This is a genomic window from Aeromonas sp. 82P (assembly GCF_051919365.1).
Lineage (GTDB): Bacteria > Pseudomonadota > Gammaproteobacteria > Enterobacterales > Aeromonadaceae > Aeromonas > Aeromonas veronii.
This window is the reverse complement of the sequence record NZ_JBQBEV010000001.1, coordinates 1,196,330-1,222,604: the sequence shown is the minus strand read 5'-3', so window position 1 is coordinate 1,222,604 and position 26,275 is coordinate 1,196,330. Positions and strand designations below refer to the sequence as shown.

The following is a 26,275-nucleotide window of genomic DNA, read 5'->3' as shown; positions in this document are numbered from 1 at the left end:
GTTCAAGACCTCTTGAAGTTAATGAGTGCGGGCCTGGAGCTGGTCATCCAGCTCGCGCAGACGGTCGACCGTGCCGATATCGCGCCACTCGCCAGCGAGCAGGCTGCCGCCCACCCGCCCTTGCGCCATCCAGTCACGGAGCAGGGGCGCCAGTTTGCGGGCGCCGCCCGCGAGACCGGCAAAGGCCGCCGGATCATATAGTCCGACCCCGCTGAAGGTAAACGCTGGCGTATCCACGACTCGCCCTTCTTGCAGGGCAAAGTCCCCGCTCGGGTGCTGGGGCGGATTAGGCACCAGCCAAAGGTGGGCCAGATCCTCGCCCAGGGGCTGGCTGACCAGAGTGTGATAATCGAGATCGAGCCAGGTATCGCCGTTGATCACCAAAAAGGCTTCAGAGCCCAGCAGCGGCAGCGCCTGCACGATGCCGCCTGCGGTCTCCAGCGCGCTCTCCTCGGCTGACCAGTGGATGGTCACGCCAAGCGCACTGCCATCACCAAGGCTCTCGACCAACTTGTGGCCGAGCCAGGCATGGTTGATGACCAGCTCGGTCACGCCAGCGGCTTTGAGTTTTTCGATGTGATGAACGATGAGCGGCTTGCCCCCCACCGCCAGCAGCGGCTTGGGCAGCAGGTCGGTCAGCGGGCGCATCCGCTCGCCACGGCCAGCGGCCAGGATCATCGCCTTCATGGTTTAACCCCAGCGTTGGCGATCCCCGGCAACACCACCTGCTCCAGCCACTGACCAAAACGGGCCAGTACCGGATAGGCGCTACCGTGAGTGCGACAGACATCCACCACGTAGCCGAGGGTACGGGGAATATCCTTGAGATAGCCGGACTTGCCGTCGCGATGATAGAGCCGGGTAAAGATTCCGGCCGCTTTGAGATGGCGCTGCATGCCGGTCAGGTCGGCATCACGACGGAAACTGGCATAATCGAGCTCGCCAAGCAGACCCGCCTGTTGCAGGGTGGCAAAGCCGTGACGCATCCCTTCATCGATCACCTCGTCAGGCCAACGCACGTAGCAATCTTTCAGCAGGGAAACCAGATCATAAGTGAGCGGCCCGATGACCATATCCTGAAAATCGATGATGGCCAGCCGGCTGCTCTCGGGGGTATCACCGCCACATACCATCAGGTTGCGACTGTGAAAATCTCTATGCATCACCCCCTGCGGCTGGGCCAGATTGCAGGCGGTGAGGCAGGCAAAGGTCTCGTCCAGCAGTTGCTGCTCTTCATGGCTCAGAGTCAGTTGCAGATGATGACCCAGCAGCCACTCGGGGAAAATGCTGTTCTCCCGCGCCATAAAAGCCGCATCGAAGGGTTCAAGCGCCAGTTCAACCGCCCCCAGGCGGGGCAGCAAATCAATCGCCTTACCATACCAGGCCAGCACGTTGTGCTCGTTCAGGCAGCTGATCAGCTGGGTATCGCCCAAGTCACTGACCGCCAGCAGCCCCTGTTCATAGTCCACCGCCTTCACCTCTGGCGCCAACAGCTGACGCGCCTGCAAGGCGGCCGCGTTACGAACAAACTCATGATTTTTTTCGGTTTTCGGATTGGCGTCCACCCACACAAGACCACCACCACGAGAGTAGCGGCGGAAGCTGGCATCACCGGAAATGAGGGTCAACTGAAGATTGGCATCACCGGAAATACGGCGTGCCCACTGCAATAGCAGGGAATCGCGATCGTGCATAAGTAGAGGACCAAGGTGGAAAGCAGCACTTGGCTGTTAGCCCTGGCCGCAATAATGCTTTATCATTGCCGGCTAACATAAAGCAATGACATGCAATGTCAACTCGATGAAACCTGTCGTAAAATGCATGCCTTGGATCAACCGTATCTATCACGGATTGCACGAGTCTTTCACATGACAAAATGGACACTGGGGTACCGCTATCCCATCGCCCTGACTATCAGCCTGGCCCCCGCACTCACCCCTATGATGGTGCAGGCGGCCCCGTTCGAAGCGCCGCCAGCCACCGGCATTCTCGATAGTCTCTGCTATGACTATGTTCCCAAGATAGAGAAGCCTGCATCGGATCAGGATGCCAACGCACAGCCGGTCGAGGTTGATGCCGACCGTCTCGAAGCCAAACAGGGCGGCACCGCCGTCTATGAAGGTGACGTCAAGGTTCGTCAGGGTGTTCGCAAGTTTGACTCCGACTATGCCCAGCTCGACCAGAAGAGCCGGGATGTCATCGCCATCGGCAATATCTATTACAACGATGGTCAGGTGACCGTCACCAGCGACAAGACCCTCAAATCCAACCTGGATACCAAGAACTCCGAACTGGAAGAGGGCAAGTATCAGGTGCATGGCTCACCGGTGCGCGGCTTTGCCAAGCGCGTGGTGATGACCAACAACAACCAGAACATCACCATGGAGGGGGCCCAGTACACCACCTGCCCCCCCGGTCAGGAAGTGTGGACCCTCAAGGCGGGCAGCATCGACATCGACCAGAAAGAGGTGTTTGGCGAAGCCTGGAACGCCAGCCTCTGGCTCTATGACTACCCGGTTTTCTACTTCCCCTATATCAACTTCCCCATCAAGGATGAGCGGAAGACCGGTCTGCTCTACCCGGGCTACAAGCAGAGCTCCAGCAACGGCATGGATATCACCCAGCCCTTCTACTGGAACATAGCTCCCAACTACGATGCCACCATCACCTCCCGTTTTATGGATAAACGCGGCCTGATGGAACAGGTGGAGTTCCGCTACATGCCGGACCCCGCCCACACCGGCACCCTCTATTTTGAAAATCTGGCGGATGACAAGCAGTACAGCCCGAGCAATCCGAGTCTGGCTGGCCTGTCCGATGGACATCGCTACCTGATGAACGTCCGCCACGGTTCAGCCCTGATGGATGGCAGCCTGCGTTTTGGTATCGACTACACCCAGGTGCGCGACAAGGATTACAACTACTTCAACGACTTCAGCCCGCAAGTGGGCACTCAGGTCGACAGCCAGTTGCAGCAATCCTTTACCGCCGGCTATTACCAGCCTAACTGGAACCTCACCTCCGAGGTGCGCCGCTACCAGATCCTGAGCCCATATGCGCTGCTGCCCCACGAGATGCTGCCGCGTATCGACTACAACTACTATCAGCAAGGCAAGTGGTTCGATCTGGCCTGGAACAGTGAACTGACCAAGTTTGGCTATGACAGTGGCAGTGCCGCCACTCTGCAAGCAGGTGAGCGCTATACCGCCACCCGCCTGCATCTGGCGCCAACCCTGACCGTGCCCCTGGTGGATGCACCGGGTTACTACCTGACCAGTCAGTACAAGCTGATGTTTACCTCCTACAACCAGGAGGTACCCGATAATCTGGTTAGCCAGGACCGCAGCCGCTTCACCGATGCAGATAGCAAACAGCTGACCCTGAAAGAGGGCACCATTACCCGTACTCTGCCCTCCTTCCGCCTCAAGGGGGGCGTCAACTTCGATCGGCCGCTCGACTGGTATGATGGCAAGGGCACCCAGACCCTGGAACCCGAGTTCCAGTACCTCTATATCCCTTATAAAAATCAGGACGAGATCGGGATCTACGACTCCACCACCACCCGTCAGGACTACTACAGCCTGTTCAGTGACCGCCGCTTTGCCGGTCTCGACCGCATCAGCGATGCCAATCGGGTCACCGTTGGCCTGACCAGCCGGGTCTATGACAATGTGGGTGATGAACGGTTGCGTCTGGCGGTGGCCCAGGCCTTCGAAATGACACCACCCAAGGTGCGCCTCTACCCTTCAAATCCGGAAAGCACCAACGCTCGCTCCCTGCTCTCGTTCGAGGGGGATGCCCGGATCACCGATGAGTGGTTTGCCCACGCGGGGACCCAGTACGATACCTCCGAGGGTGAATTTACGGCTGGCAACGGTGCAGTCGAGTACCGAACCGGCAAGCTGACCACTCAGGTCAACTACCGCTACATCAAGGATGGCAACCTGGACTATCGCTATCCGACCAACACGGCGCTGGCAGAAGATCTGAGCCAGGCGGGTCTGGTGATGATGGCGCCGATCGCCGATCAGTGGCAGATGTATGGCGGTTACTACCGTGACATCAAGCAGGATGTGAACATTGACCGCAAGATCGGTGTCAAATACGACTCCTGCTGCTGGAGCATCAACATGAGCCTGGAGTGGCACAATCAGCCGGACAACGTCACCCTGAAGCCTACTTCGGAAAAAGTCATTGGTCTGCAGTTTGAAATGAAGGGACTTGGCAGCGTGGGTACCGGTGGCCGCAGCGTCACCCTGGATACCGAGCTGTTGCCCTATGTTCGCCCGTTTAATCTGAAAGGCCAGCAATGATGCTGGCCCAGCCTTGAGAGATGGATATGAAAAAGACCCTGATTGCCCTGCTGACCGCGGGAATGTTCGGTGCCATGAGCCAGGCCGCACTGGCTGCGCCCGAGCTGATGGACAAGGTTCTGGCCGTGGTCAACAAGGACGTGGTGCTGTCCAGCCAACAGGACGCACTGGTCAACAAGGTAAAACTATCCGCCCAGGAGAGCGGCCAGTCCCTGCCTGACGATGCCACCCTGCGCAAACAGGCGCTGGATCGCCTGATCCAGGAGAGCCTGCAACTGCAACTGGCGGAGCGCCAGGGGCTGAAGATCAGCGACACCCAGCTGGAACAGGCTATTCAGGGCATCGCTGCCGACAACAAGATGACCCTGGATCAGCTGCGCGCCCAGCTCGCCCGTGAAGGGATGACCTATGCCCAGTATCGGGAAGAGGTTCGCCGCGAGATCCTGATGAACGAGGTGCGCCGCAACCAGGTGCGCCGCCGTATCAACATCTCCGAGCAGGAGGTGAAGCAGGTAGTGGAGATCCTGAAGAAACAGGGTCAACAGCAGAACGAATACCACGTCGGCCATATCCAGATTGCCCTGCCGGACAACCCCACTGCCGCCCAGCTGGATGCCGCCAAGAGCAAGATCGAGCGTATTCTGACCGCCCTCAAGCAAGGTGCCGACTTCCGCAAACTAGCCATTGCCGAGAGTAATGGTCCCAAGGCGCTGGAAGGGGGCGACTGGGGCTGGATGAGCCCGCAAGAGATGCCGACCCTGATGGCGGAAGCGGTACAGGGTGCCAAGAAGGGCGACATCGTCGGCCCGCTGCGCTCCGGCGCCGGCCTGCACATCGTCAAGGTGTTCGACACCAAGGGTCAGCAGCAAGTGATGCAGACCGAGGTGAAAGCCCGCCACATCCTGATCAAGCCGTCCATTATCCTGAGCGAAGAGAAAGCCAAGGGGATGCTGGATGGCATTCTGCACGACATCAAGAGCGGCAAGGCCAGCTTCGCCAGCATGGCGGAGAAGTACTCCGAAGATCCGGGCTCTGCGGTGCAGGGTGGCGAACTGGGCTGGTCTGACCCCAACGTCTATGTCCCCGAGTTCCGCGACATGGTCAACCGTCTGCAACCGGGCCAGATCAGTGCCCCGTTCCGTACCAGCCACGGCTGGCACATAGTGCAGGTGGAAGATCGCCGCAGCCAGGATGCGACCGACAAGGCTCAGGAGCAGCGCGCCTACCAGCTGATCTACAATCGCCGCTTCGTGGAAGAGTCCCAGGCGTGGCTGGATGAGCTGCGTGACGAGGCCTACATCCAGATCGAAGGAGCCGGTAGCTGATGAGCTGCCGTCGCCTTGCCGTTACCCCGGGCGAACCGGCCGGGATCGGCCCGGATCTGGTGCTGCAGATTGCCCAGCAGGATTGGCCCCACCAGTTGGTGGTGATCGCCGATCCGGCGCTGCTGTGCGAGCGGGCAGCCCTGCTGGGGCTGCCCATCGAGCTTGAGCCCTATGACGCAACCGCCCTTGCTCATCCGCAGCGGGCGGGCACCCTGACCGTCTGTCCGGTCACCCTCGGCGCCCCCGTGGTGCCGGGCGAGCTGAACGAAGGCAATGGCGCCTATGTGCTGGCGACCCTGCAGCGTGCCTGCGATGGCAACATGAGCGGCGAATTTGCCGCCGTGGTGACCGGGCCGGTGCACAAGGGGATCATCAACCAGGCCGGGGTCTCATTCAGCGGCCACACCGAGTTCTTTGCCCAGCAATCCAACACCGCCGATGTGGTGATGATGCTGGCAACCGAGGGGCTGCGGGTCGCACTGGCGACCACCCATATTCCGCTGGCCTATGTGGCGATGGCCATCACTGAGGATCGCCTCGGCAAGGTGATCCGGATCCTCAACGAGGATCTCGCCACCAAGTTTGGCATCGCCAAACCCCGTATTTACGTCTGCGGCCTCAACCCTCATGCCGGGGAAGGTGGCCATCTTGGACGTGAAGAGATTGACGTGATCGAACCCGCCCTGGCTACTTTGCGCCAAGAAGGGATCGATCTGGTCGGCCCGTTACCGGCCGACACCCTGTTCCAGGAGAAATACCTCAAGGATGCGGATGCGGTACTCGCCATGTACCACGACCAGGGGCTGCCTGTGCTCAAATACAAGGGCTTCGGCAGTTCGGTCAATATCACCCTGGGGCTTCCCTTCATCCGCACTTCGGTGGATCACGGCACCGCGCTGGATCTGGCAGGCAAGGGCCTGGCCGATCCGGGCAGCCTTGTCACCGCGATTAACCACGCCATCAAGATGGTAGAGAAAAAAAGATATGAGCAGTAAGGTGCACATGGGCCACACGGCCCGTAAGCGTTTCGGTCAGAACTTCTTGCACGACCGGTATGTGATCGATCAAATCGTCGCCGCCATCAACCCGCAGCCGGGTCAGAATCTGGTGGAGATCGGTCCGGGTCTGGCCGCGCTGACCGAGCCGGTTGCCGCCCAGATGGACAAAATGACCGTGGTCGAGCTTGACCGGGACCTGGCAGCTCGCCTGCGCGAGCACCCGACTCTCAAAGACAAGCTGACCGTCATCGAAGCGGACGCCATGCGTTTCGACTTCGGCACCCTGATGGGTGAAGGCAAGGGGCCGCTGCGTATCTTCGGCAACCTGCCCTACAACATCTCCACCCCGCTCATCTTCCACCTGTGCGAGTTCGCTGATCGGGTAGAAGACATGCACTTCATGCTGCAAAAGGAAGTGGTGTTGCGTCTGGCCGCCGGTCCGGGCAGCAAGGCTTATGGCCGTCTGAGCGTGATGACCCAGTACTACTGCCAGGTGGTGCCTGTGCTGGAAGTGGGCCCGGGTGCCTTCAAACCGGCGCCAAAGGTGGACTCTGCCGTAGTTCGCCTGATCCCGCACAAGAATCCGACCATAGTCGCAAAAGACATTCGTTGTCTGAATCGCGTCTGTACCGAAGGCTTTGGCCAGCGTCGCAAGACCATCCGCAACAGCTTCTCCAACTTCATCACCGACGCCCAGCTGACCGAGCTTGGTATCGATGGCAACCTGCGCCCGGAGAATCTCTCCCTCGAGCAGTTTGTCATGATCGCCAACTGGCTGGCGGATCAGCAACAGGCCTGATCCTGTGGCACTCCCGCACATCGAGATCCGCCCATACCCCGTGTATGTGGCGGGCTCCAAAGACCCTTACCAGTTTCACTATCTGATCGAGATTGAGAATCTGGGGCCTGGCCCGGTGCAACTGCTGCATCGGCGCTGGCTCATCACCGATGCCAATGGCAAGATGCTGGAAGTGGCAGGCTCGGGCGTGGTCGGGGAACAACCCGTCATTACCGAAGGTGAGACCTACCGCTACCAGAGCGGCGTGCCGCTGGCGACCCCGCTTGGGGTGATGGAAGGGAGCTATACCCTGCAAGATGGCTCTGGTCAGCAGTTTGAGGCGCCCATCGCCCCCTTCACGCTGGCCATCCCCAATATTATCAACTGAGGTTTCATGGCGAACTGTTTTGTCGGTGACATCCAGGGCTGTTACGACGACTTGCGCCGTCTGCTGGATCTTGCCGCATTCGATCCCGACCAAGACGTGCTCTGGCTCTGCGGCGATCTGGTCGCCCGCGGCCCGGACTCCCTCAATACCCTGCGTTTTGTCAAAGGGCTGGGCAACCGCGCCGTTACCGTGCTCGGCAACCACGACCTGCACTTGCTGGCGGTCGCCGATGGCGTTGCACCGCTCAAGAAGAAAGACAAGCTGCAAAGCCTGATGGATGCCCCTGATCGGGATGAACTGCTGGAGTGGCTGCGCCACCGCCCGCTACTGGCCGAACATCCGGATCTGCCCATCATGATGGTGCATGCCGGGATCTCCCCCGCATGGGATGTCCGCACCGCGCGCAACTGCGCCCGCGAGGTAGAGAGCCTGCTGCGCGGTGACCAGTACAGCTGGCTGCTGCACAACATGTACGGCGACCAGCCCGATGGCTGGAAAGATGATCTGGTCGGGATCGACCGCTACCGCTACATCATCAACACCTTCACCCGGATGCGCTTCTGCTATTTCGACGGTCGTCTCGACTTCAAATGCAAGAAGGGGCCCAAGGAGTCGACCCCGGGGCTGCGTCCCTGGTTCGAACAGCGCGAACACCACGTGGATGACCCCATTCTGGTGTTCGGCCACTGGGCGGCCCTGATGGGCAACACCGGCAAGAGCGATATCAAGGCGCTCGATACCGGCTGCGTCTGGGGCAACAGCCTGACCCTGTGGCGCTACGAGGATGATGCCCTCTTTGCCACCCCCTGCCCCACTCACGCCAGCTAGGGAAGTGCTTGCAAAAACCTGAACCAAAAAGAGAGCCCAGCAACTTGCCGGGCTCTCTTACTCTGCTATTTACATTGATAAGCGATAATTTTCACTAATTAAGTAAAGGCTTGCCGTTCGTACAGCGAATTTTATACCAATATAAGATTAACTGATACATGACGAATAATATTATTAAAGCAGATCATTGAATGGTTTTAACTTTTAACTGTAATCAAGTTATTTTGAGCATAGTTAGCCACATAAATAGGTCTTTCGATATGTTAAATACAAATTCACTGTGCGCCCCCAAAGAACCCCACTAATCAATCCACTTGAAACACCAAATATGATATTAAACCATAATGAAAACCTTAAATAAGGCTCCATATTTAAAAAAGCATTTAATGCATACATTATAATGAAAGTAATTATTACGAAAACGAGAACCCATGAAGTACCTGGCCAGATAATTAAATGAGTACCTTCTTTACGCTTCAGCTGAGGTCCATCGCTAAAGTGGCACCAGCCGATATAAGAGCCGGCTATCACCCCTGACATCATCGAAGCAAAAGCCCAAAATAAAAAGGCCAGATTATCAATCACTGTGAATCCTCCCCAGAGGAGAAAAAACAATGGCATAATGAATAACCCTTCAATATTTGTTTCTCTATCACTTAATGCATTTATGCCTGTGGTTATGAGAAATGCAAACAAAATCCAGACCCATATAGGAGTCTCAGTGACAATTTGAAGAAGCAACATGTCATCGTCCTTAAAAAAATAAAACAATGTCATCAAATGGTGAGCGCTATCTATAAACTTCATTTAAAAAATATCCGCGAGACAAATTTTTTCAGCCTTCATCTCAAAATACAATCATGTCACATTTTGTGATGAGCCCATATTCATGGATATTAGCTATGAGACTATCCTATAAATATGGGCAGATATGTGACTGCTTTGAGATTACAACTTGCGCCCCAACCGTTTCTCGATCTGGCGCCGCTCCCACTCCGGGCCAAACAGCTTGAAGGGCTGAAACACCCGAACAGCATGGGAGGCAAGTCCCAGCCCCCATCCCAGGGTTGGCCACCAGGCCCAGATGTACTCCGGATTGCTCAGGTAGTTGATGACAAACAGCCCGCAGATCACCACCACGTAGCTGGCGACATGGTGATAGAAGCCCTTGAGCTCCTCCACATAGCGCATTGCCGCCCGCTCCTCTGCCGATACCTGCACCGCATCCTGACCCATAGTGTCACTTCCTCTCATCTCGCGCTCCTGTTGCTCTGATCCATCCAGTTGAGCCACATCGAGTTCAAAGACGGCGGCCAGGGCCTTGAGAGATTCCAGTCCGGGTTGCTGCCCCTGCTCGATCCGCTGGATAGTGCGGACACTCAAACCAGTCAACGTTGCCAACTGATCCTGAGACCAACCCCGTTGCAATCTCAACTTCCTGACGATCATCTCGAACTCCTTGTGGTAATTGACAGTGCCAGCATAGGGCTTACGCCGCGAAAGGTGACACGACAGATGGCCGACATCAACCTGACAACTCTTTAAAATCAATTGGTTGAATAAACATAAAGAGATATAAGGTCAAGCTCTGGCACACATGCAGATGTGCCCGGATGTGTAATCACAGGCTCTGCATCAGCTCGGCGGCAATTTCAAAGGAGCGCAGTCGGGCCTGATGATCGACGATAGGCCCATTGAACATCAGCTCATCGGCACGGGTTTCCGCCAGCAGCGCCTTGAGGCCATGACGAACCAGCTCCGGGTTGCCCACTAGCGAGCGGGCCAGGGTCTGCTCCATCGCCATCAGCTCACGGGGAGACCACTCATCGCCGAGCTGGACGATCGGCGCGGGCAGCTTGCCCGCATCACCGCGATGAAGGCGCAAGAACTGCTGCTGCACGGTAGTGAACTGGAAGCGGGCCTCACGCTCGCTGTCGGCGGCAATCATGTTGATGCAGACCACCGCATGGGGCTTGGGCCAGCGAGCGGAGGGGCGATACTGGCTACGGTAGATCTCCAGCGCTTGCAGCAACATGGCGGGTGCGAAATGGGAGGCAAAACCGAACGGCAACCCCATCGCCGCTGCAAGTTGCGCGCTGTAGAGGCTGGAGCCCAGCAGCCAGATGGGCAGATGCAGCCCCTGACCGGGCACCGCCTGCACCGCGCCGATCTCGTCGCCAAAGTAGCTCATCAGCTCACGCACATCGGCTGGGAAATCATCCACCTCACCGCTGCGCATACGTCGCAGCGCCCGCATGGTGCGCTGATCGGTCCCGGGGGCGCGGCCAAGGCCAAGGTCGATGCGGTCGGGATAGAGAGAAGCCAAGGTGCCAAACTGCTCGGCAATCACCAGCGGCGAGTGGTTCGGCAGCATGATGCCACCCGCGCCGATCCGCAAAGTGGTGGTGGCCTCGGCCAGATGACCGATCAGCACCGAGGTGGCGGCACTGGCAATGCCCGGCATGTTGTGATGCTCGGCCAGCCAGTAGCGCTGGTAACCCCAGCCCTCGGCATGGCGGGCAAGATCCCGCGAACGGCGAAACGACTCGGCAGGCACGGAACCTTCGGCAACAGGCACCAGATCGAGCACGGAATAGGGGATGGCTGACATGGTTCACTCCATTGATTTACAGGCCAGTAACAAGTGGGGCAATGTAGCACGGGATACCTGAATGAATCACTATCTCCTGCCACACTCTGCCTGCCAAGCGGCAGCAATCGAACGGAACAAATCTCAGGCAAGTATTGTTTGAACGCTCATCCTGCTGGCCGCGCAAGCCCGGGGGGATCATATTTTCTTACATTTGCGGGCTGGCCTGAGCGCCCCCGGCTGGTTATAACGGTGCCCCTATAGCGAAGGGGGAGCAATAGACTCCCCCTCACTCTTTGTCACACCACACTGTTCAGGTTATCTATGTCAAAACATCTCGTTCTGCTGGGCGCACTGACGCTCTCCGGTTGCGCCCTGTTGTCTCCCCCCGCCCCTACCGTCACCCCGGTGCACCTTGCCGATCCCAGCCTGCGCGGCTTCTACATCGAGTGCAGCAGCATGAAAGCCTGCTTCCAGCAGGCCAACCAGACCTGCCCGCAAGGTTACAAGGAGACCGATCGTCGTCAGCAGACGCTCTACAGCACCCAGTATCTGGGGGGAAGCTATGACGACGAGAAGAAGGTCTACAAAGCAGCCAAGCCCTATCGCATCGCCAACACAATCCACTCGCTGACCATCCAGTGTCCCGTCACTACAGGCTGAGCCAACCGAAGGGGTACTCTCTCCCGTTACTGCGAAAAAGAAAACGGTCAACCGAGGTTGACCGTTTTTCACTGCGCTGCGCCCTTAGAACAGCAGGTGTGCCACCCCGGCAATAACCGGCAAGGTAACCAAAGTGCGCAGCAGGAAGATAACGAACAGCTCCCACAACTTGACCGGGATCTTGCTGCCCAGCAGCAGGGCGCCCACTTCCGACATATAGATCAGCTGGGTTACCGACATGGCGGCAATCACGAAGCGGGTCATGTCACTCTCGATGGTCGAGGCCAACACCGCCGGAATGAACATGTCGGCAAAACCGACCATGATGGTCTTGGAAGCCGCTTCCGCCTCCGGCAGTTGCAGCAGCTCCAGCAAGGGGACGAACGGGGCGCCAAGCCAGTTGAAGATAGGGGTGTGCTCGGCCAGCATCAGGGCACAGGTACCGATCGCCATCACCACCGGCAGCACGCCAAACACCATATCCAGTGCATTCTTCACCCCTTCCCGCGCGACGGCGCCGAGATCAGTCATGCTGTTAGCCTTAGTCAGGGCACGCTCGAAACCATAGCTCATCACGCTGTGCTGGTGCGGCACTGCTTCCTGCTTGCGGCACAGGGGGGTGCCATCGGCATAGATGTCCTTCTTCCAGCAGAGCGGTGGCAGACGCGGCACCACGATGGCCGCAACCACGCCCGCCAGACAGACGGTCAGGTAGAAGGGAACGAACATGTGCTCCAGCTTCACCTGGGAGATCACCACCAGACAGAAGGTGATGGAGACTGCAGAGAAGGTGGTGCCAATCACCGCAGCTTCACGCTGGGTGTAGAACTTCCCTTCGTACTGCTTGCTGGTCAGCAGGATGCCAACGCTGCCATCGCCAAGCCAGGAGGCAAAGCAGTCCACTGCGGAGCGACCCGGCAACCGGAACACCGGACGCATGATGCGGGTCATCATGGTGCCGACAAATTCCAGCAGCCCGAAATCGAGCAGCAACGGCAGCAGCAGGCCGGCAAAAATGAAGACTGAAAACAGCACCGGCAGCAGATCGTTGAGCACCAGTCCACCGGTTGCGCCGGAGTAAAGCACCTCTGGCCCCACTTGGAAGAAGGTCAGCAGCACGAAGATACCGCCCAATACCCGCACGCAGGCCCAGAAAGGGGAGACATTGAACAAACTGTTGAGGAAAGGACGACGCACCAGAATCGCTGGCTTGAACAGCCAGGCAATCACCGTCATCAGCATGGTGGTGGTGATCACCGCACTGACCATGGCGACCAGATAATCGGCAAAAACGCGCTGTACCAGCTTGGCCAGCACGGCCACCGGGATGGTGACGTTACCGTCATAGACGACCGGCGTCATGAACAGCAGGATCCCGATAAGTGACGGAACCAGAAACATCAACAAATTACGGCGAGTATTGACCGCAGGTGCTTCGAGACTCTTTTCCAACATGATATGACTGCCCTAATGTTACTTTTCCCTAGCCAGGCCAACCTGCGTATTCATGCATTAACCGGCAAAACGGGCGCAAGAATACTCTAAAAAAATGCACAAACAAGCCATTAAGGCAGAAATCTGCGCATAAATATTTCCACAGGTAAACCTTCCATTAAAACAATAAGATACAGGGGCGCATATCGATTCAATCGACATCGCCAGATGATTGTTTCGTTATTGTTAATTTTGGTGGGCAGTATAATCGGTTATCAGTAGCAGGCAATAAGTGACATCACAAATATACCTAATGAGTTGCTGCTCGATAGACATAAAAAAACCGGAGCCTGTTCAGGCTCCGGTTTTCAATGAGAGTGACGGGGATCAGTCACGGACGTAGATGACTTCAACGCCATCATCTTCGTCGTCATCCCAATCGTCATCATCAAGCCCTTCATCGAAGGCAAGAGAGGCAGCCAGTGCTTCCGCTTCAGCCTTGGCCAGCTGGTTCTTGTGGTAGTCATCCCACTTGAACTCCACCTTCTCGATGGCGTCTTTGGCATCTTCCGCCAGCTGACGGGGCATGGTATCCAGCAGATCCAGAATGTCGTAGCAGACCTTCTTGGTGCCTTCCTTGCTGATGGCAGTGATGGCATAGACCGGACCTTCGTGGTTCAGGGCCGCCTTGACGCGATCCATCACCTCCTGGGCTTCTTCTTCCAGGATCAGGTCCATCTTGTTGAACACCAACCAGCGCGGCTTGCCAGCCAGTTCCGGGCTGTACTTCTCCAGCTCCTTGACGATGGTCACGGCATTTTCAGCAGGATCGGAGCCATCAACCGGGCAGATATCCACCAGGTGGATCAGCACGCGGCAACGCTCGAGGTGTTTCAGGAAGCGGATACCCAGGCCTGCGCCTTCGGCTGCACCTTCGATCAGACCCGGGATATCGGCGATCACGAAGGAGCGGGAGTTTTCACCACGCACCACACCTAGGTTCGGTACCAGGGTAGTGAAGGGGTAATCAGCTACTTTCGGGCGAGCCGCAGAAACGGCGCGAATAAAGGTAGACTTGCCTGCGTTGGGCAGACCCAGCATGCCGACATCGGCCAGCAGCAGCAGCTCCAGCTTCAGGGTACGCACTTCACCCGGAGTACCGTTGCTCTTCTGGCGGGGAGCACGGTTGACGGAGCTCTTGAAGCGGGTGTTGCCCAGACCATGGAAACCACCTTTGGCAACCAGCAGCTTCTGCTCGTGGTGGGTCAGGTCCCCCAGCAGTTCACCGGTATCTTCATCGGTCGCACGGGTACCGACCGGCACACGCAGGATCTTGTCCTTGCCGCGGCGACCGGTACAGTTGGCGCTCTGGCCATTCTCGCCACGCTCGGCAGCATGGAAACGCTCGAAACGGTAGTCGATCAGGGTATTGAGGTTCTCGTCGGCGATCAGATATACGTCGCCACCGTCACCGCCGTCACCGCCGTCCGGACCACCGTTGGGAATATATTTTTCACGGCGAAAGCTTACACAACCGTTACCACCGTCACCGGCATCGACTCGAATCTGGACTTCATCAACAAACTTCATAGGTAACCGTCACCTTAATTCGAAAAACCGATACGCAATTATAGTGGTACAGACCCCTGCGGGCGATACGCATCTTGCCAATCATGCCCGTCAGAGCCAAAGTCAGCTGCGTTCCGTTTTTTCGTCAACGACATCAGAAAGACGTCAGAAAAACAAAAGCCCCGCCTGTTGGCGGGGCTTCGGATCCTTGCGGTCCGTAATTACTCAGCAACGATGCTAACGTACTTACGATTCAGCGGACCTTTAACTTCGAACAGGATTTTACCAGTCGCGGTAGCGAACAGGGTGTGATCCTTGCCCAGACCAACGTTGGTGCCAGCGTGGAACTTGGTACCACGTTGACGAACGATGATGCTGCCAGCCAGAACTGTTTCGCCGCCGAAACGCTTCACGCCCAGGCGTTTAGCTTCAGAATCGCGACCGTTGCGGGATGAACCGCCAGCTTTTTTGTGTGCCATTTATCGGACTCCTCTAATTAAGCGCTGATGCCAGTGATTTTGACTTCAGTGAACCACTGACGGTGGCCCGCTTGCTTACGATGGTGCTTACGACGACGGAACTTGACGATAGTCACTTTCTCGCCACGGCCGTGAGCCACAACTTCAGCTACAACCTTGCCACCTTCAACGAAAGGAGCACCTACTTTAAAAGTGTCGCCTGCAGCAACCATCAGAACTTCGTTGAAGTCGATGGTAGCGCCAGTCTCAACGTTCAGCTTTTCCAGACGAACGATTTGACCTTCGGCCACACGGTGTTGTTTTCCGCCGCTTTGGAATACCGCGTACATTTGATTAACTCCGTAAAGGCATGTCTTTTGCTCAAGGCTAGACATGCGCAAAAACCTATAACAATGGGCGGGCATTCTACGCAAATCGATCTGCTCAGGCAAGGCCAATTTAGCAAAAAGTTTATTTTGTGCGCATATCTGCCGCCGTGGATAAACGCCTAACTGTAACCCATTGTGAAATCGTGTAGAATCCCTGCCATTACTAAAATCGCAGTTATTGCTGCTGTCACGTTACGAGACTTATGGACCAACAGACTATCCGTGCGCTCTGTGCCGCCGACATGACGGCGGTCAATGAACTGATCCTGGCCCGACTCCAGTCCGACGTTAGTCTGATTAATCAGCTGGGTTTCTACATTGTCAGCGCCGGCGGGAAACGGATGCGCCCCATGCTGACCGTGATGGCTGCGCGTGCGCTGGGCTATGAGGGTGAGGATCACCTGAAACTGGCCGCCATCATCGAATTTATTCACACCTCTACCCTGCTGCATGACGACGTGGTCGACGAATCCGACCTGCGCCGCGGCCGGGAGACCGCCAACGCCATGTTTGGCAATGCCGCCAGCGTGCTGGTCGGTGACTACCTCTATAGCCGATCCTTCCAGATGATGGCCGAACTCTCCAACCTGCGTGTGATGGAGATCCTCTCGGATGCCACCAACACCATCGCCGAAGGGGAAGTGTTGCAACTGATGAACTGCAACGACCCGGATACCACCGAAGAGAGCTACATGACGGTCATCTACTGCAAGACCGCCAAGCTGTTCGAGGCCGCCACTCGCCTTGCAGCCGTGCTGACTCATCAGCCCGAGCCCGTCGAGCAGGCGATGACCGATTACGGCAAGTATCTGGGCACCGCGTTCCAGATCATCGATGACGTGATGGACTACTGCTCCCAGAGCGAAGAGATGGGCAAGAACGTCGGCGACGATCTGGCCGAAGGCAAACCGACCCTGCCGCTGCTGCGCGCCATGGAAGTGGGTACGCCGGAAGAGCGCCAGCTGGTGCGCGATGCCATCGAGCACCGCAACGGCATGGAGCATCTTGAGCAGATCCTTGGCATTCTCGACCGTACCGGCGCGCTGGAGTACTCCCGCATGCGAGCCAGGGAAGAGGCCGACAAGGCCATTGCTGCCCTTGACATCCTGCCGGACTCCCCGCACAAGCACGCGTTGGAAACACTGGCCCATATGGCCGTGCAGCGCAGTGCCTGAGTAAACGACATGGATGAAAAAAGAGGCCGTTGGCCTCTTTTTTATTGCCTGCTTTCTGGTGGACTGTGCATTGCGCCAGACTCAGCGACTCAGCATCCAGAGGATCACGCTGCCCGCCACCAGCCGATACGACGCAACTGCTCCGCTGGCTGATCGCTCAGCAGCCGCAACATCTGCTGCCATGCCCTGGGCATCAACAACGGGCCGAGCCCCTCGAACAACAGCAGCAATCCCAACCCCATCAGCATGGATGTCAGCATCCGACCTCCTTCAATGCAACCAGCACCCTGGGTCGACGGCTTGCATTGGCACCAAAAACAAAAGGGTCTGACAATGCAGACCCTTTGAATGTGACCTCGTGGCGATTACTGCTTGGTGCCGTGAGGAGACTTGAGGTAACGGAAGAACTCGCTGTCCGGCTTCAACACCATCAGGTCGTTGCCTCCGGCAAAGCTCTTGCGATAGGCCTCCATGCTACGCACGAAGCTGAAAAACTCGGGGTCTTTCTTGTAGCTGTCGGCATAGATCTTGGCGGCTTCCGCATCCCCTTCACCACGCAGCTGGCGAGCGTTACTCTCGGCGTCGGCGATCATGACGGTCACCTTACGGTCGATATCGGCACGCAGGATTTCAGCCTTCTCGCGACCCTGAGAGCGGTGCTCACGGGCGACTGCGGTACGCTCGGCGCGCATCCGCTGGTAGATGGAGTTGGAGACTTCCACAGGCAGGTTGATCTGCTTGATCCGCACATCCACCACCTTGATGCCAAGCTCGGAGGAGCGCGCCATCTTCTTCAGGGCATCTTCCATCACGGTACTGCGCTCACCGGAGACGATGTCCTTGATGGTGCGGTTACCGATCTCGGAACGCAGACCGTTGTTGATCTTGCGCTTGAGCAGATCTTCAGCCTGCAGCTTGTTGCCACCACCGGTTGCCAGGTAGTACTTGGAGAAGTCCTCGATCTTCCACTTCACGTAGGAGTCGATGATCAGGTCTTTCTTCTCGGAGGTGACAAAACGGTCGGCCTGGCTGTCAATGGTCTGGATGCGGGCATCCATCTTGCGAACCTGGTCGATGAGCGGCACCTTGAAATGCAGGCCCGGCTCATAGAGGCGGGGTTCACCGGAGTCAACCCGCTTCACCTTGCCAAACTGCACCACAATCCCCTTCTGACCTTCATCAACGATAAAGACAGAAGAGAAGCAGACCATGGCCGCGACAGCGATTGCACCAATAGCTAGCTTTTTCATCTATCAGTTTCTCCCTGAGCTGAAGCGGTCACCGCTACGCAGCGGCATTGTCGGGGTAGAGTTGGCACCCTCGTTGGAAACGGGGACCTGCTCTGTGACCGGGGCGACAGTGGCACGATCAGACTGGGCAGCCTTCGGCTTGCCAGACAGCTTGTCGAGCGGCAGGTAGATCATGCTGTTGTTGCCAGCCGGCATGTCGACCACCACCTTGTTGGCCTGCTGATAGAGCTCTTCCATCGTTTCCAGATAGATACGCTCACGGGTCAGCTCGGGGGCAGCCAGATACTGGGGCAGCAGCTCGTTGAAGCGAGCAACTTCACCCTGGGCTTTCAACACGATCTGGGATTTGTAAGCTTCCGCTTCCTGCTCCAGACGCTTCACCTGGCCACGGGCCTTGGGCTCCACTTCACGGGCATAGGCTTCTGCTTCACGAATGAAGCGCTGTTCATCTTCCTGAGCGGAGATGGCGTCATCAAAGGCGTCTTTCACCTCTTCCGGCGGACGCGCCGGCAGGAAGTTGACGTCGACGATCTGCAGACCCATCTGGTAGGGCTCGATGATGCCATCGATCACCTGCCAGGTCTCCTGACGCACCTTCTCACGACCGGTAGTCAGGACGTCATCCATCCGGGTATGACCCACCACGTAGCGCAGGGCGCTATCGGTGGCCTGACCCAGACTCTCGTCGGCATTGGTCACGCTGAACAGATACTGCTCGGGATTGACCACACGGTACTGCACGTCCATCTCGACCCGTACCACGTTCTCATCCTGAGTCAGCATGAAACCGGAGGCAGGCAGGGAGCGCACGGACTCGACGTCCACCGGGATCACCTGATCGATAAAGGTCGGCTTCCAGCGCAGGCCCGGCTCGACAATATGGGAAAACTTGCCAAACCGCAGCACGGCACCACGCTCCGCTTCGCGAATGGTGTAGAAGCCGCTGACGACCCACACCACCACAGCCACAACCAGCGCGATGGAGATACCAAAGCGACCTACATCGCCGCCAGATTTGCCGCCACCAAACAAGCCACCGAAACGGCGACTCACTTTGCGCAGCATTTCATCCAGATCAGGGGGTCCCTGATTCTTGCCGTTATTCCCCCAAGGGTCACGGTCTTTGCCGTTGTTACCAGGCTCATTCCAAGCCATCAGCGTCTCCATTAATACATGCGGATGGATATCATCTCTATCGGGCCATCATACGTTGCGAAGCCCCTAAGGGTTCATCTTCATCAACGAATCAATGCCTGATAAAGCGTTGTAAACTCTCACCTTCCTGTTTCACGAGGCGGTTCCAGTCGGCCACTTGCAAGCGGACTTCCAGCACGAAATCACCCTCCTCGCTAAAACCTTCCTGCTCAATCCCTTTCAGCTGATAGAGCGCACTGCGTAATCTCGCGGCAGAAGGAGGCAACTGCAGGGTGTGATGCACCATGGAGCCAGCCAGCAATTCGGTCAGCGCCGTAAACAGATGCTCACAACCTTCACCAGTCTGGGCCGATAACCAGACGCGCAACGGGCGCCCCTCGTCATCTCGCTCCAGACCTGCCGGACGATCCGCCAGCTTGTCGATCTTGTTGCAGATCATCAGCTGGGGCCTGTCATCGGCTTCAATCTCGGCCAATACCTGCTGCACGGAGTCGATATTCTCCTGCATCTGCTCATCGGCACAGTCCACCACATGCAGCAGCAGATCCGCTTCACGGGTCTCCTGCAGGGTCGCCTTGAAGGCCGCGACCAGATCATGGGGCAAGTGTCGAATAAATCCAACTGTATCCGCCAAAATCACATCACCCACATCCCGGATCACCAGTTTACGCAGGGTGGGATCCAGAGTTGCGAACAATTGGTCGGCAGCATACACGCTGGCAGCTGTAAGTTGGTTGAACAAAGTGGACTTTCCGGCGTTGGTATAACCAACCAGTGACACCGTCGGTACTTCATTGCGGTTGCGGGCGCGGCGTCCCTGCTCCCGCTGCTTGGCCACCTTGTCGAGCCGACGCAAAATCGCCTTGATGCGTTCCCGCAGCAGACGTCGGTCAGTTTCAAGCTGGGTTTCACCCGGGCCACGCAGACCGATCCCGCCCTTTTGACGCTCAAGGTGGGTCCAGCCTCGCACCAGACGAGTGGAAAGATGGCGCAACTGGGCCAGTTCGACCTGCAGTTTACCTTCGTGGGTACGGGCGCGCTGGGCAAAGATATCGAGGATCAGGCCGGTTCGGTCCACCACCCGGCACTGGAACAGACGCTCCAGGTTGCGCTCCTGGGCAGGGGTCAGGGCATGGTTGAAGATGACGACGTCGGCATCCAGCATCTGGACTTGGGACGCGATCTCTTCAGCCTTGCCACTGCCGACAAAAAATTTGGCACTGGGCGCACTGCGACTGGTGGTAATTACCCCCAGCGCATTGACTCCGGCCGAGCTCACCAACATCTTGAGCTCTTCCAGATCTTCCCGCTCACCCTCATCACTGAAGTTGACATGCACCAGAACGGCCTGTTCGCCAGCTTCATAACGGTCAAACAAGCGCTTGCTCCTTAACAGGAATCATGATGAATCTGAGTTGGCGAGTCGACTCGCCCAGGGATATCACGCCTCGGCATCACCCTGTTCATCAGCCGCGCCACCCGGAGTGGGCTGGTGATGATTGACGGCACGGGCCGGTACGACAGTCGAGATGGCGTGCTTGTAAACCATCTGGCTCACGGTGTTTTTCAGCAGGATAACAAACTGGTCAAAAGACTCGATCTGACCTTGCAGTTTGATGCCGTTCACCAAATAGATAGAAACAGGAATCCGCTCACGGCGCAGCGCATTCAAAAACGGGTCTTGGAGAGATTGCCCCTTAGCCATTTTTCTTTTCCTTATAGTTTGTTGTTTTTAAACACCGAATATCAATATAACAACCTGATTATACAGGGAGTGTCAAGCCGCACCAGCGCGAGCAAGCACGCGGTCGAGATTGCCAGACTCACCAGATTCCAACCAAGTCACATCGGGCCAGCCGCGCAACCAGGTCATCTGTCGTTTTGCCAATTGGCGTGTGGCAACAATGCCAAGATAACGCATCTCATCATACCCCACTTCACCGCACAGGTAGTCCCACATTTGGCGATAACCCACACAGCGAATGGAGGGGAGATCCGGGGTCAGATCGCCGCGCGCCATCAGCGCACGAACCTCCTGTTCAAAGCCACCTTGCAGCATCTTGTCAAAGCGCTGTTCGATCCGCTGATGCAGCACGGCGCGATCGCTCGGGGCGATGGCAAACTGCTGCACCCGATAGGGCAAGCCCTCCCCCTGCACCTGCGTCAGCTCGGTAAGGGTCTTGCCGCTGATGCGGTAGACCTCCAGCGCCCGGGAGAGTCGCTGCGGGTCATTGGGGTGGATCCGCGCACCGGCCACCGGGTCGATGCGCACCAGCTCATCGTGCAGCGCCTGCCAACCGAGGCGGGCAGCCTCTTCCTCAATCCCGGCACGAATGGCGGGATCGGCAGAGGGCAGCGGGGACAATCCCTCCAGCAGCGCCTTGAAATAGAGCATGGTGCCGCCCACCAGCAGCGGAATGCGGCCGCGATCGGCGATCTCTTTCATCTCCCGCAGGGCATCCTTGCAAAAATCGGCTGCCGAATAGCTCATGGCGGGGTCAAGAATGTCGATCAGCCGGTGCGGGGCCCGCGCCAGTTCATCAGCAGTCGGCTTGGCCGTACCTATATCCATGCCGCGATAGATCAGTGCAGAATCGACGCTGATGATGTCGCAGGGCAGCGCCTGGCACAGTTCAATGGCGAGATCCGTCTTGCCGGAGGCCGTCGGCCCCATCAGAAAAATTGCGGTCGGCAAGTCACTCGCCATGTTCAAACTCCTCCAGCACGGTCGCCAGCGAAAGGGGGCGCACCATGCGAATGTCTGCCAGTTGGTCACTGAAATCGGTCACAAGTTCCGTCAGCAGACGACTGGCAGTTGAAAAATCGTATATCTTCTCGCGGCTTATCCCCTGCTCCACCAGCCATTGGCATAATACTTCAGCCTGCTGACCAGCATCACTGTCAGATCCGCCCTCGATAATTTGCAGCAATTCGGGTAACAGACGCACCAGATCGGTCTGGCGCAGCAGAGCCGGCACCCGAGTCAGGATCATGGTGTCGCGCCCCCCGCTTTTCAACTCCAGCCCCATCCGTTTCAGCAAACGTTCCTGCTCGGTCACCAGCGCGATAAAATTCTTCGGCAATTTGAAGGAGACCGGCAGCAACAGTGGCTGGGCCGCCAGTCCCTGGCCCCAGGTCTCCAGCAGCCAGTGGCGCAGCAGCACCCGCTCGGCGCGCACCAGCGAGAGCAGCGCCAGCTGATTATCCCGCTCGATCAGCAAGTAGGCCTGCTCCACCAGTGTCAGGGCGCGACATCCCCCCTGTTTGGGTGACGGCACCGTGTCGGTGGACTGTGCGGGAGCAGCCTCAGTCGCAGTTGCGATAGGCAGCGTAGTGAGCAGAGCGCCCATGCCGCGCATCGCCTCCCGGCTCGGCGGCTCGGGCGGCTGATAATTGCTGGCTCGGCCAGCCCCACCGCCCCCCTCCCGCACCTGTGCAGGTGCCCGGTAGCTGTGCTCGGCACCGTACCATTCGGGACGTGGCGCCTGACCGGGATATTCAATCTGCGGACTGACCGGCAGCTCGACCAGAGTTTCGGCCAGCGGGGCATCCTGATGAGCGGCACTGACGCCTTCGCGGCGCAGCGCAGTAAACAGCGCCTGAAAGATAAAGTCGTGGATCAGTCGCGCCTGATGGAAGCGTACCTCATGCTTGGCCGGGTGGACGTTGACATCCACCTGACGGGGATCCAGCTCGATATAGAGCACATAGGCGGCGAAGCGGTCGGGAGGCAACAACTCGTCATAGGCCTGACGAATGGCGTGGTTGATGAGCTTGTCGCGCATCATCCGGCCGTTGACATAGGTGTATTGCAGATCGTTTTGCGGTCTTGCCCCCTCCGGAGTCGCCAGCCAGCCCCACAGCCGCACGTCGCTATGCTCGCTCTCCACCGCCAGCGCATGGTGCATGAAGGGGGTGCCGCAAACGGCGGCGAGGCGACGCTCCTGCTCCGGCACGGTATTGGCGGCCTTGTACTGGCGCACCACCTTGCCATTGTGGCGCAGGATCAGGGTGGCATCGAAGCGGGAGAGCGCGATGCGGCGCACCAGCTCATCGATATGGGCAAACTCGGTCTTTTCGCTGCGCATGAACTTGCGCCGCGCCGGGGTATTGAAGAAGAGGTCCACTACCTCCACCGTGGTGCCCACAGGATGGGCCGCCGGCTTGATGGTGACGCTCATCTCCCGCCCTTCCGCCTGGGCTTGCCAGGCTTCGGACTGCTCGGCGGTACGGGAGGTGAAAGTGAGACGGGAGACCGAGCTGATGGAGGCGAGCGCCTCACCACGAAAGCCGAGGCTGTTGATCCCTTCCAGATCATCCAGCGTGGCCACCTTGGAGGTCGCATGACGCGACAGCGCCAGCACCAGCTCGTCTTTGGCGACGCCACAGCCGTTGTCACGGATGCGGATCAGCTTGGCTCCCCCTTTGTCGATGTCGATCTCGACCCGGTCGGCCCCCGCATCCAGGCTGTTCTCCACCAGCTCTTTCACCACAGAAGAGGGCCGCTCCACCACCTCTCCGGCTGCAATCTGGTTAGCCAGAATGGGTGGCAAAATACGGATCGGCATCATTTACTCCTGAATTTCTATCTTGCGGATGGTCAGTCTCTTAAGGCTCCAGGAGTGCCGCTCCACCACCTCTCCACCAACCGGAATCTGGTTGGCAAGGATAGGGGGCAATATACGGATCGGCATCACTTGCTCCTGAATTTCAATCTTGCTGATGGTATTCGCTAACAGCGGGAGCGGCATCGCCCGCTCCCGCGCGTCAGTTTTGCGGAATGTAGAGCACCTGCCCTACCTGAATATTCCGCGACTTGAGCTTGTTGATCTCCACCAGCCGTGCCTGACTCACCCCATGCTTCTCGGCAAGGCGGGAGAGACTCTCCCCCCGCTTGACCACATGGCGGATCATCTGCGACTTGTCGTCACTGCGAACGGGAGCGGCACTGCGGCTCTGCCCCTGCTGGGGGATATAGATGGTCTGACCAATCTGAATATCCCGGCTGCGCAGCTGGTTGATCTCCACCAGAGTGGACTGACTCACTCCATGCTTCTCGGCAAGGCGGGAGAGGCTCTCGCCCCGTTTGACCACATGGCGGAGCATCCGCGATTTGTCATAGTCGCCCACACTGCTGACCGGTGCACCGCTCTCTTGCGCTGCAGCCGAGTAAGGCTTGATCACCCCGGCGCCAGAGCCGCTCCCAGCACCGCCGTCGCGGGCGGTGGCGGGCATCTTGTTGGTCACTACCGGCTGCGACTGTGCCTGCCTGGGCTGGCTCACCGGCTGCCGGGCTACCGGTGCAGGGCGAGTAGCGGCAGGTTGGCTCACCTGCCCCTTGCCGGTCAGCATGGCTCCCTTGGTCGGGTGGGCGCGGTAGTAGTTGCGGATCCCCTCGAAAATGGCGCGGGCGAGCTGGTCCTGATAGCTGGCGGTGGCCAGCAGCTTCTCTTCCGCATGGTTGGAGATAAAACCGGTCTCCACCAGCACCGAGGGAATATCCGGCGCCTTCAGCACCGCCAGACTGGCGTGTTCCGGCGCCTTCTTGTGCAGTCGGGCGACCTTGCCCATGGAGCGCAGGATCTGGCGGCTGACGTCATACCCTTCGGCACGGGACTTGTCCATGGAGAGGTCGAGGAAGGTCTGCGCCAGATAGGGATTGGGATCGGATTCCGCCAACACCTTGCCGACACCGCCCAGCAGCTCGCCCTGCTTCTCCTGCTTCTCCAGCCAGCTGCCCATCTCGCGGTTGGCACGGTTGGTCGACAAGACCCAGACCGAGGCACCGCGCGGGGTCGAGTTATGAAAACTGTCTGCATGGATAGAGACCAGCAGATCCGCCTTGGCCTTGCGGGCGATCTCGGAGCGCTTGTTGAGGTCGACGAAGTAATCGCCACGACGGGTCATCACGGCGCGCATCCCCGGTTCACGGTCGATCAGTGCCGCCAGCTTCTGGGAGACCGCCAGCGTGACCCGCTTCTCGTAGGTACGACGCGGGCCGATGGAGCCCGGGTCTTCCCCGCCGTGGCCCGGGTCGATGGCAATCACCACCCCCTTGCCCTTGCCACCGACAGGCGTGGATTGCACTGCTGCCGCCGAGCGCTTCTCTTCATAGGGAAGGTCGATGACCAGACGGTGACCATAGGGCCCGGCTGGCGCCAGCGGAAAGACCACCGGCTTGATGGCGGAGCTGAGATCCATCACCAGTCGCAAACCGCCCTTCTCCAGCGGAGTGCTCTGGCGGATCTTGCGCACCAGTTCGCTGTTGTTCTCGATCCGGGCCAGATTGGCGGCGTTGCTCGCCCCTTTCAGATCGATCACCAGCCGATCCGGGCCGGTGAGGGTGAAGTAGTTGTAATTGGGAGCGCTGCTCATATCGAGCACCACCCGGGTGTTATCCGGTGATGGCCAGATTCGTACGCTCTTGAGCTGATTCGCCCAAGAGGGTAACGCCATCAAAGAGAGAGCAATAACAAGGATCAAGCGCACGTAGATGACAACCGTTCCAGAATGGCTTCGCCAATAGCAGTGCGAGCCTCTATCAGAACCTCGCGCTGCTCGCCTACATAAGTGAGGGTAATTTCCAGGTCGGGAGCCGGTAACCAGCCCTCGCCCTTCTCGGACCACTCCACCAGACAGAGAGTGTTGGCGGCAAAATAGTCCCGAATGCCCATGAATTCCAGCTCTTCCGGATCTGCCAGGCGATAGAGATCAAAATGGTAGACCTGCCAGCCATCGAGCTCATAGGGTTCGACCAGGGTGTAAGTCGGGCTTTTTACCTTGCCCTGATGGCCAAGGCCCTGCACCCAGCCGCGGGTCAGGGTGGTTTTACCGGCGCCAAGCGTGCCATGCAAAAACACTGTGGTCGCCTGCTGGCATGCCTGTGCCAGACGGCCACCCAGTGCCACGGTTGCTGCCTCGTCCGGCAGTGTCATCATCAACTGTTTTGCCATGTTCTTCTT

The 26,275-nt window shown here is 58.1% G+C and carries 26 protein-coding genes and 1 pseudogene; 8 read left to right on the top strand and 19 right to left on the bottom strand.

The annotated features are described in order from the left end of the window. Positions 1-18: 18 nt before the first annotated feature. Positions 19-687 (bottom strand): N-acetylmuramate alpha-1-phosphate uridylyltransferase MurU, encoded by a 669-nt coding sequence (gene murU / locus ACTG2S_RS05715; RefSeq protein ID WP_439982136.1) that lies wholly within the window; start codon positions 685-687, stop codon positions 19-21. Next, on the bottom strand, positions 684-1,694 hold the full coding sequence (locus ACTG2S_RS05710; RefSeq protein WP_139735790.1) for an aminoglycoside phosphotransferase family protein: 1,011 nt from the start codon (positions 1,692-1,694) through the stop codon (positions 684-686). Before ACTG2S_RS05710 ends, murU begins: the two co-directional genes overlap by 4 nt. A 174-nt stretch (positions 1,695-1,868) precedes the next feature. Here ACTG2S_RS05710 and lptD point away from each other — a divergent pair, with 174 nt between their 5' ends. Genes lptD through ACTG2S_RS05680 form a run of 6 tightly spaced genes read left to right on the top strand, consistent with a single transcriptional unit; the run spans position 1,869 to position 8,630 of the window. Further along, positions 1,869-4,313, top strand: a complete 2,445-nt coding sequence (gene lptD, locus ACTG2S_RS05705; protein WP_088870070.1) for an LPS assembly protein LptD — start codon at positions 1,869-1,871, stop codon at positions 4,311-4,313. A 26-nt stretch (positions 4,314-4,339) separates the two neighbouring features. Beyond that, positions 4,340-5,638, top strand: a complete 1,299-nt coding sequence (surA, locus tag ACTG2S_RS05700; protein WP_069526625.1) for a peptidylprolyl isomerase SurA — start codon at positions 4,340-4,342, stop codon at positions 5,636-5,638. Then, positions 5,638-6,633, top strand: coding sequence for a 4-hydroxythreonine-4-phosphate dehydrogenase PdxA (gene pdxA, locus ACTG2S_RS05695; RefSeq protein ID WP_439982133.1), 996 nt, complete (start codon positions 5,638-5,640; stop codon positions 6,631-6,633). The genes surA and pdxA overlap by 1 nt, the downstream gene beginning before the upstream one ends. After that, positions 6,623-7,435: a 16S rRNA (adenine(1518)-N(6)/adenine(1519)-N(6))-dimethyltransferase RsmA gene (gene rsmA, locus ACTG2S_RS05690; RefSeq protein WP_005339016.1), complete on the top strand. Its 813-nt coding sequence runs from the start codon at positions 6,623-6,625 to the stop codon at positions 7,433-7,435. Before pdxA ends, rsmA begins: the two co-directional genes overlap by 11 nt. A 4-nt stretch (positions 7,436-7,439) precedes the next feature. Continuing rightward, positions 7,440-7,802, top strand: coding sequence for a Co2+/Mg2+ efflux protein ApaG (gene apaG, locus ACTG2S_RS05685; RefSeq protein WP_439982131.1), 363 nt, complete (start codon positions 7,440-7,442; stop codon positions 7,800-7,802). Positions 7,803-7,808: 6 nt separating this feature from the next. Then, positions 7,809-8,630, top strand: coding sequence for a symmetrical bis(5'-nucleosyl)-tetraphosphatase (locus ACTG2S_RS05680; protein WP_159158271.1), 822 nt, complete (start codon positions 7,809-7,811; stop codon positions 8,628-8,630). 234 nt (positions 8,631-8,864) lie between these two features. Here the strand turns inward: ACTG2S_RS05680 and ACTG2S_RS05675 are convergent, their stop codons facing one another. The 3 genes from ACTG2S_RS05675 to ACTG2S_RS05665 form a co-directional block, all read right to left on the bottom strand. After that, a complete protein-coding gene (locus ACTG2S_RS05675) occupies positions 8,865-9,437 on the bottom strand; it encodes a DUF6622 family protein (RefSeq protein WP_439982127.1) in 573 nt (190 codons plus the stop codon). A 141-nt stretch (positions 9,438-9,578) separates the two neighbouring features. Continuing rightward, the gene (locus tag ACTG2S_RS05670; RefSeq protein WP_021231934.1) at positions 9,579-10,079 is read right to left on the bottom strand and encodes a 2TM domain-containing protein; all 501 of its coding nucleotides are present in this window, start codon (positions 10,077-10,079) and stop codon (positions 9,579-9,581) included. A 172-nt stretch (positions 10,080-10,251) separates the two neighbouring features. After that, positions 10,252-11,241: a luciferase-like monooxygenase gene (locus ACTG2S_RS05665; protein ID WP_439982125.1), complete on the bottom strand. Its 990-nt coding sequence runs from the start codon at positions 11,239-11,241 to the stop codon at positions 10,252-10,254. A gap of 303 nt (positions 11,242-11,544) precedes the next feature. Between ACTG2S_RS05665 and ACTG2S_RS05660 the strand changes: the two genes are divergently transcribed. Next, the gene (locus tag ACTG2S_RS05660) at positions 11,545-11,883 is read left to right on the top strand and encodes a hypothetical protein (RefSeq protein ID WP_323897938.1); all 339 of its coding nucleotides are present in this window, start codon (positions 11,545-11,547) and stop codon (positions 11,881-11,883) included. 84 nt (positions 11,884-11,967) lie between these two features. Here ACTG2S_RS05660 and ACTG2S_RS05655 read toward each other — a convergent pair whose 3' ends face one another. From ACTG2S_RS05655 to rplU, 4 genes are all read right to left on the bottom strand, one after another. Then, positions 11,968-13,338 carry a YjiH family protein gene (locus ACTG2S_RS05655; protein ID WP_439982124.1) on the bottom strand — a complete coding sequence of 457 codons (1,371 nt, stop codon included), beginning with the start codon at positions 13,336-13,338 and terminating at the stop codon, positions 11,968-11,970. A 366-nt stretch (positions 13,339-13,704) separates the two neighbouring features. Then, on the bottom strand, positions 13,705-14,907 hold the full coding sequence (gene cgtA / locus ACTG2S_RS05650; protein WP_005339026.1) for an Obg family GTPase CgtA: 1,203 nt from the start codon (positions 14,905-14,907) through the stop codon (positions 13,705-13,707). Between the two features lie 200 nt (positions 14,908-15,107). After that, entirely contained in the window at positions 15,108-15,365 is a 258-nt protein-coding gene (gene rpmA, locus ACTG2S_RS05645) for a 50S ribosomal protein L27 (RefSeq protein WP_005339028.1), read from the bottom strand. 17 nt (positions 15,366-15,382) lie between these two features. Further along, on the bottom strand, positions 15,383-15,694 hold the full coding sequence (gene rplU / locus ACTG2S_RS05640; protein ID WP_005304210.1) for a 50S ribosomal protein L21: 312 nt from the start codon (positions 15,692-15,694) through the stop codon (positions 15,383-15,385). 242 nt (positions 15,695-15,936) lie between these two features. Here rplU and ispB point away from each other — a divergent pair, with 242 nt between their 5' ends. Then, on the top strand, positions 15,937-16,908 hold the full coding sequence (gene ispB / locus ACTG2S_RS05635; protein ID WP_163128703.1) for an octaprenyl diphosphate synthase: 972 nt from the start codon (positions 15,937-15,939) through the stop codon (positions 16,906-16,908). Between the two features lie 81 nt (positions 16,909-16,989). Here ispB and ACTG2S_RS05630 read toward each other — a convergent pair. The 10 genes and pseudogenes from ACTG2S_RS05630 to tsaE form a co-directional block, all read right to left on the bottom strand. Beyond that, positions 16,990-17,168, bottom strand: a pseudogene (locus tag ACTG2S_RS05630) (DUF2065 family protein). Positions 17,169-17,273: 105 nt separating this feature from the next. Further along, a complete protein-coding gene (hflC, locus tag ACTG2S_RS05625) occupies positions 17,274-18,158 on the bottom strand; it encodes a protease modulator HflC (RefSeq protein WP_005339038.1) in 885 nt (294 codons plus the stop codon). A 3-nt stretch (positions 18,159-18,161) separates the two neighbouring features. Then, complete coding sequence (gene hflK / locus ACTG2S_RS05620) at positions 18,162-19,313, bottom strand: FtsH protease activity modulator HflK (RefSeq protein WP_005339041.1); 1,152 nt, start codon at positions 19,311-19,313, stop codon at positions 18,162-18,164. Positions 19,314-19,404: 91 nt separating this feature from the next. Further along, the gene (gene hflX / locus ACTG2S_RS05615; protein WP_005339043.1) at positions 19,405-20,691 is read right to left on the bottom strand and encodes a ribosome rescue GTPase HflX; all 1,287 of its coding nucleotides are present in this window, start codon (positions 20,689-20,691) and stop codon (positions 19,405-19,407) included. A gap of 63 nt (positions 20,692-20,754) precedes the next feature. Continuing rightward, on the bottom strand, positions 20,755-21,018 hold the full coding sequence (gene hfq / locus ACTG2S_RS05610; protein WP_005339045.1) for an RNA chaperone Hfq: 264 nt from the start codon (positions 21,016-21,018) through the stop codon (positions 20,755-20,757). Between the two features lie 72 nt (positions 21,019-21,090). Further along, positions 21,091-22,020 (bottom strand): tRNA (adenosine(37)-N6)-dimethylallyltransferase MiaA, encoded by a 930-nt coding sequence (gene miaA / locus ACTG2S_RS05605; RefSeq protein ID WP_274160143.1) that lies wholly within the window; start codon positions 22,018-22,020, stop codon positions 21,091-21,093. After that, positions 22,010-23,881 (bottom strand): DNA mismatch repair endonuclease MutL, encoded by a 1,872-nt coding sequence (gene mutL, locus ACTG2S_RS05600; protein WP_274160241.1) that lies wholly within the window; start codon positions 23,879-23,881, stop codon positions 22,010-22,012. The genes miaA and mutL overlap by 11 nt, the downstream gene beginning before the upstream one ends. A 3-nt stretch (positions 23,882-23,884) precedes the next feature. Beyond that, positions 23,885-24,064, bottom strand: a complete 180-nt coding sequence (locus tag ACTG2S_RS05595; RefSeq protein ID WP_201952671.1) for a hypothetical protein — start codon at positions 24,062-24,064, stop codon at positions 23,885-23,887. Positions 24,065-24,080: 16 nt separating this feature from the next. After that, a complete protein-coding gene (locus tag ACTG2S_RS05590; protein WP_274160142.1) occupies positions 24,081-25,769 on the bottom strand; it encodes an N-acetylmuramoyl-L-alanine amidase in 1,689 nt (562 codons plus the stop codon). A gap of 23 nt (positions 25,770-25,792) precedes the next feature. Then, on the bottom strand, positions 25,793-26,266 hold the full coding sequence (gene tsaE / locus ACTG2S_RS05585) for a tRNA (adenosine(37)-N6)-threonylcarbamoyltransferase complex ATPase subunit type 1 TsaE (protein WP_005339056.1): 474 nt from the start codon (positions 26,264-26,266) through the stop codon (positions 25,793-25,795). Positions 26,267-26,275: the final 9 nt, after the last annotated feature.

Coding starts and splice junctions, on each gene's coding strand:
- pdxA (WP_439982133.1), top strand. CDS start 5,638: ATGAGCTGCCGTCGCCTTGCCGTTACCCCGGGCGAACCGGCCGGGATC.
- ACTG2S_RS05680 (WP_159158271.1), top strand. CDS start 7,809: ATGGCGAACTGTTTTGTCGGTGACATCCAGGGCTGTTACGACGACTTG.
- ACTG2S_RS05670 (WP_021231934.1), bottom strand. CDS start 10,079: ATGATCGTCAGGAAGTTGAGATTGCAACGGGGTTGGTCTCAGGATCAG.
- ACTG2S_RS05595 (WP_201952671.1), bottom strand. CDS start 24,064: ATGCCGCTCCCGCTGTTAGCGAATACCATCAGCAAGATTGAAATTCAG.
- mutL (WP_274160241.1), bottom strand. CDS start 23,881: ATGCCGATCCGTATTTTGCCACCCATTCTGGCTAACCAGATTGCAGCC.
- tsaE (WP_005339056.1), bottom strand. CDS start 26,266: ATGGCAAAACAGTTGATGATGACACTGCCGGACGAGGCAGCAACCGTG.
- hflC (WP_005339038.1), bottom strand. CDS start 18,158: ATGAAAAAGCTAGCTATTGGTGCAATCGCTGTCGCGGCCATGGTCTGC.
- cgtA (WP_005339026.1), bottom strand. CDS start 14,907: ATGAAGTTTGTTGATGAAGTCCAGATTCGAGTCGATGCCGGTGACGGT.
- ACTG2S_RS05590 (WP_274160142.1), bottom strand. CDS start 25,769: ATGGCGTTACCCTCTTGGGCGAATCAGCTCAAGAGCGTACGAATCTGG.
- ispB (WP_163128703.1), top strand. CDS start 15,937: ATGGACCAACAGACTATCCGTGCGCTCTGTGCCGCCGACATGACGGCG.
- ACTG2S_RS05665 (WP_439982125.1), bottom strand. CDS start 11,241: ATGTCAGCCATCCCCTATTCCGTGCTCGATCTGGTGCCTGTTGCCGAA.
- rsmA (WP_005339016.1), top strand. CDS start 6,623: ATGAGCAGTAAGGTGCACATGGGCCACACGGCCCGTAAGCGTTTCGGT.
- lptD (WP_088870070.1), top strand. CDS start 1,869: ATGACAAAATGGACACTGGGGTACCGCTATCCCATCGCCCTGACTATC.
- ACTG2S_RS05660 (WP_323897938.1), top strand. CDS start 11,545: ATGTCAAAACATCTCGTTCTGCTGGGCGCACTGACGCTCTCCGGTTGC.
- hflK (WP_005339041.1), bottom strand. CDS start 19,313: ATGGCTTGGAATGAGCCTGGTAACAACGGCAAAGACCGTGACCCTTGG.
- rpmA (WP_005339028.1), bottom strand. CDS start 15,365: ATGGCACACAAAAAAGCTGGCGGTTCATCCCGCAACGGTCGCGATTCT.
- surA (WP_069526625.1), top strand. CDS start 4,340: ATGAAAAAGACCCTGATTGCCCTGCTGACCGCGGGAATGTTCGGTGCC.
- hfq (WP_005339045.1), bottom strand. CDS start 21,018: ATGGCTAAGGGGCAATCTCTCCAAGACCCGTTTTTGAATGCGCTGCGC.
- miaA (WP_274160143.1), bottom strand. CDS start 22,020: ATGGCGAGTGACTTGCCGACCGCAATTTTTCTGATGGGGCCGACGGCC.
- murU (WP_439982136.1), bottom strand. CDS start 687: ATGAAGGCGATGATCCTGGCCGCTGGCCGTGGCGAGCGGATGCGCCCG.
- ACTG2S_RS05675 (WP_439982127.1), bottom strand. CDS start 9,437: ATGAAGTTTATAGATAGCGCTCACCATTTGATGACATTGTTTTATTTT.
- ACTG2S_RS05710 (WP_139735790.1), bottom strand. CDS start 1,694: ATGCACGATCGCGATTCCCTGCTATTGCAGTGGGCACGCCGTATTTCC.
- ACTG2S_RS05655 (WP_439982124.1), bottom strand. CDS start 13,338: ATGTTGGAAAAGAGTCTCGAAGCACCTGCGGTCAATACTCGCCGTAAT.
- rplU (WP_005304210.1), bottom strand. CDS start 15,694: ATGTACGCGGTATTCCAAAGCGGCGGAAAACAACACCGTGTGGCCGAA.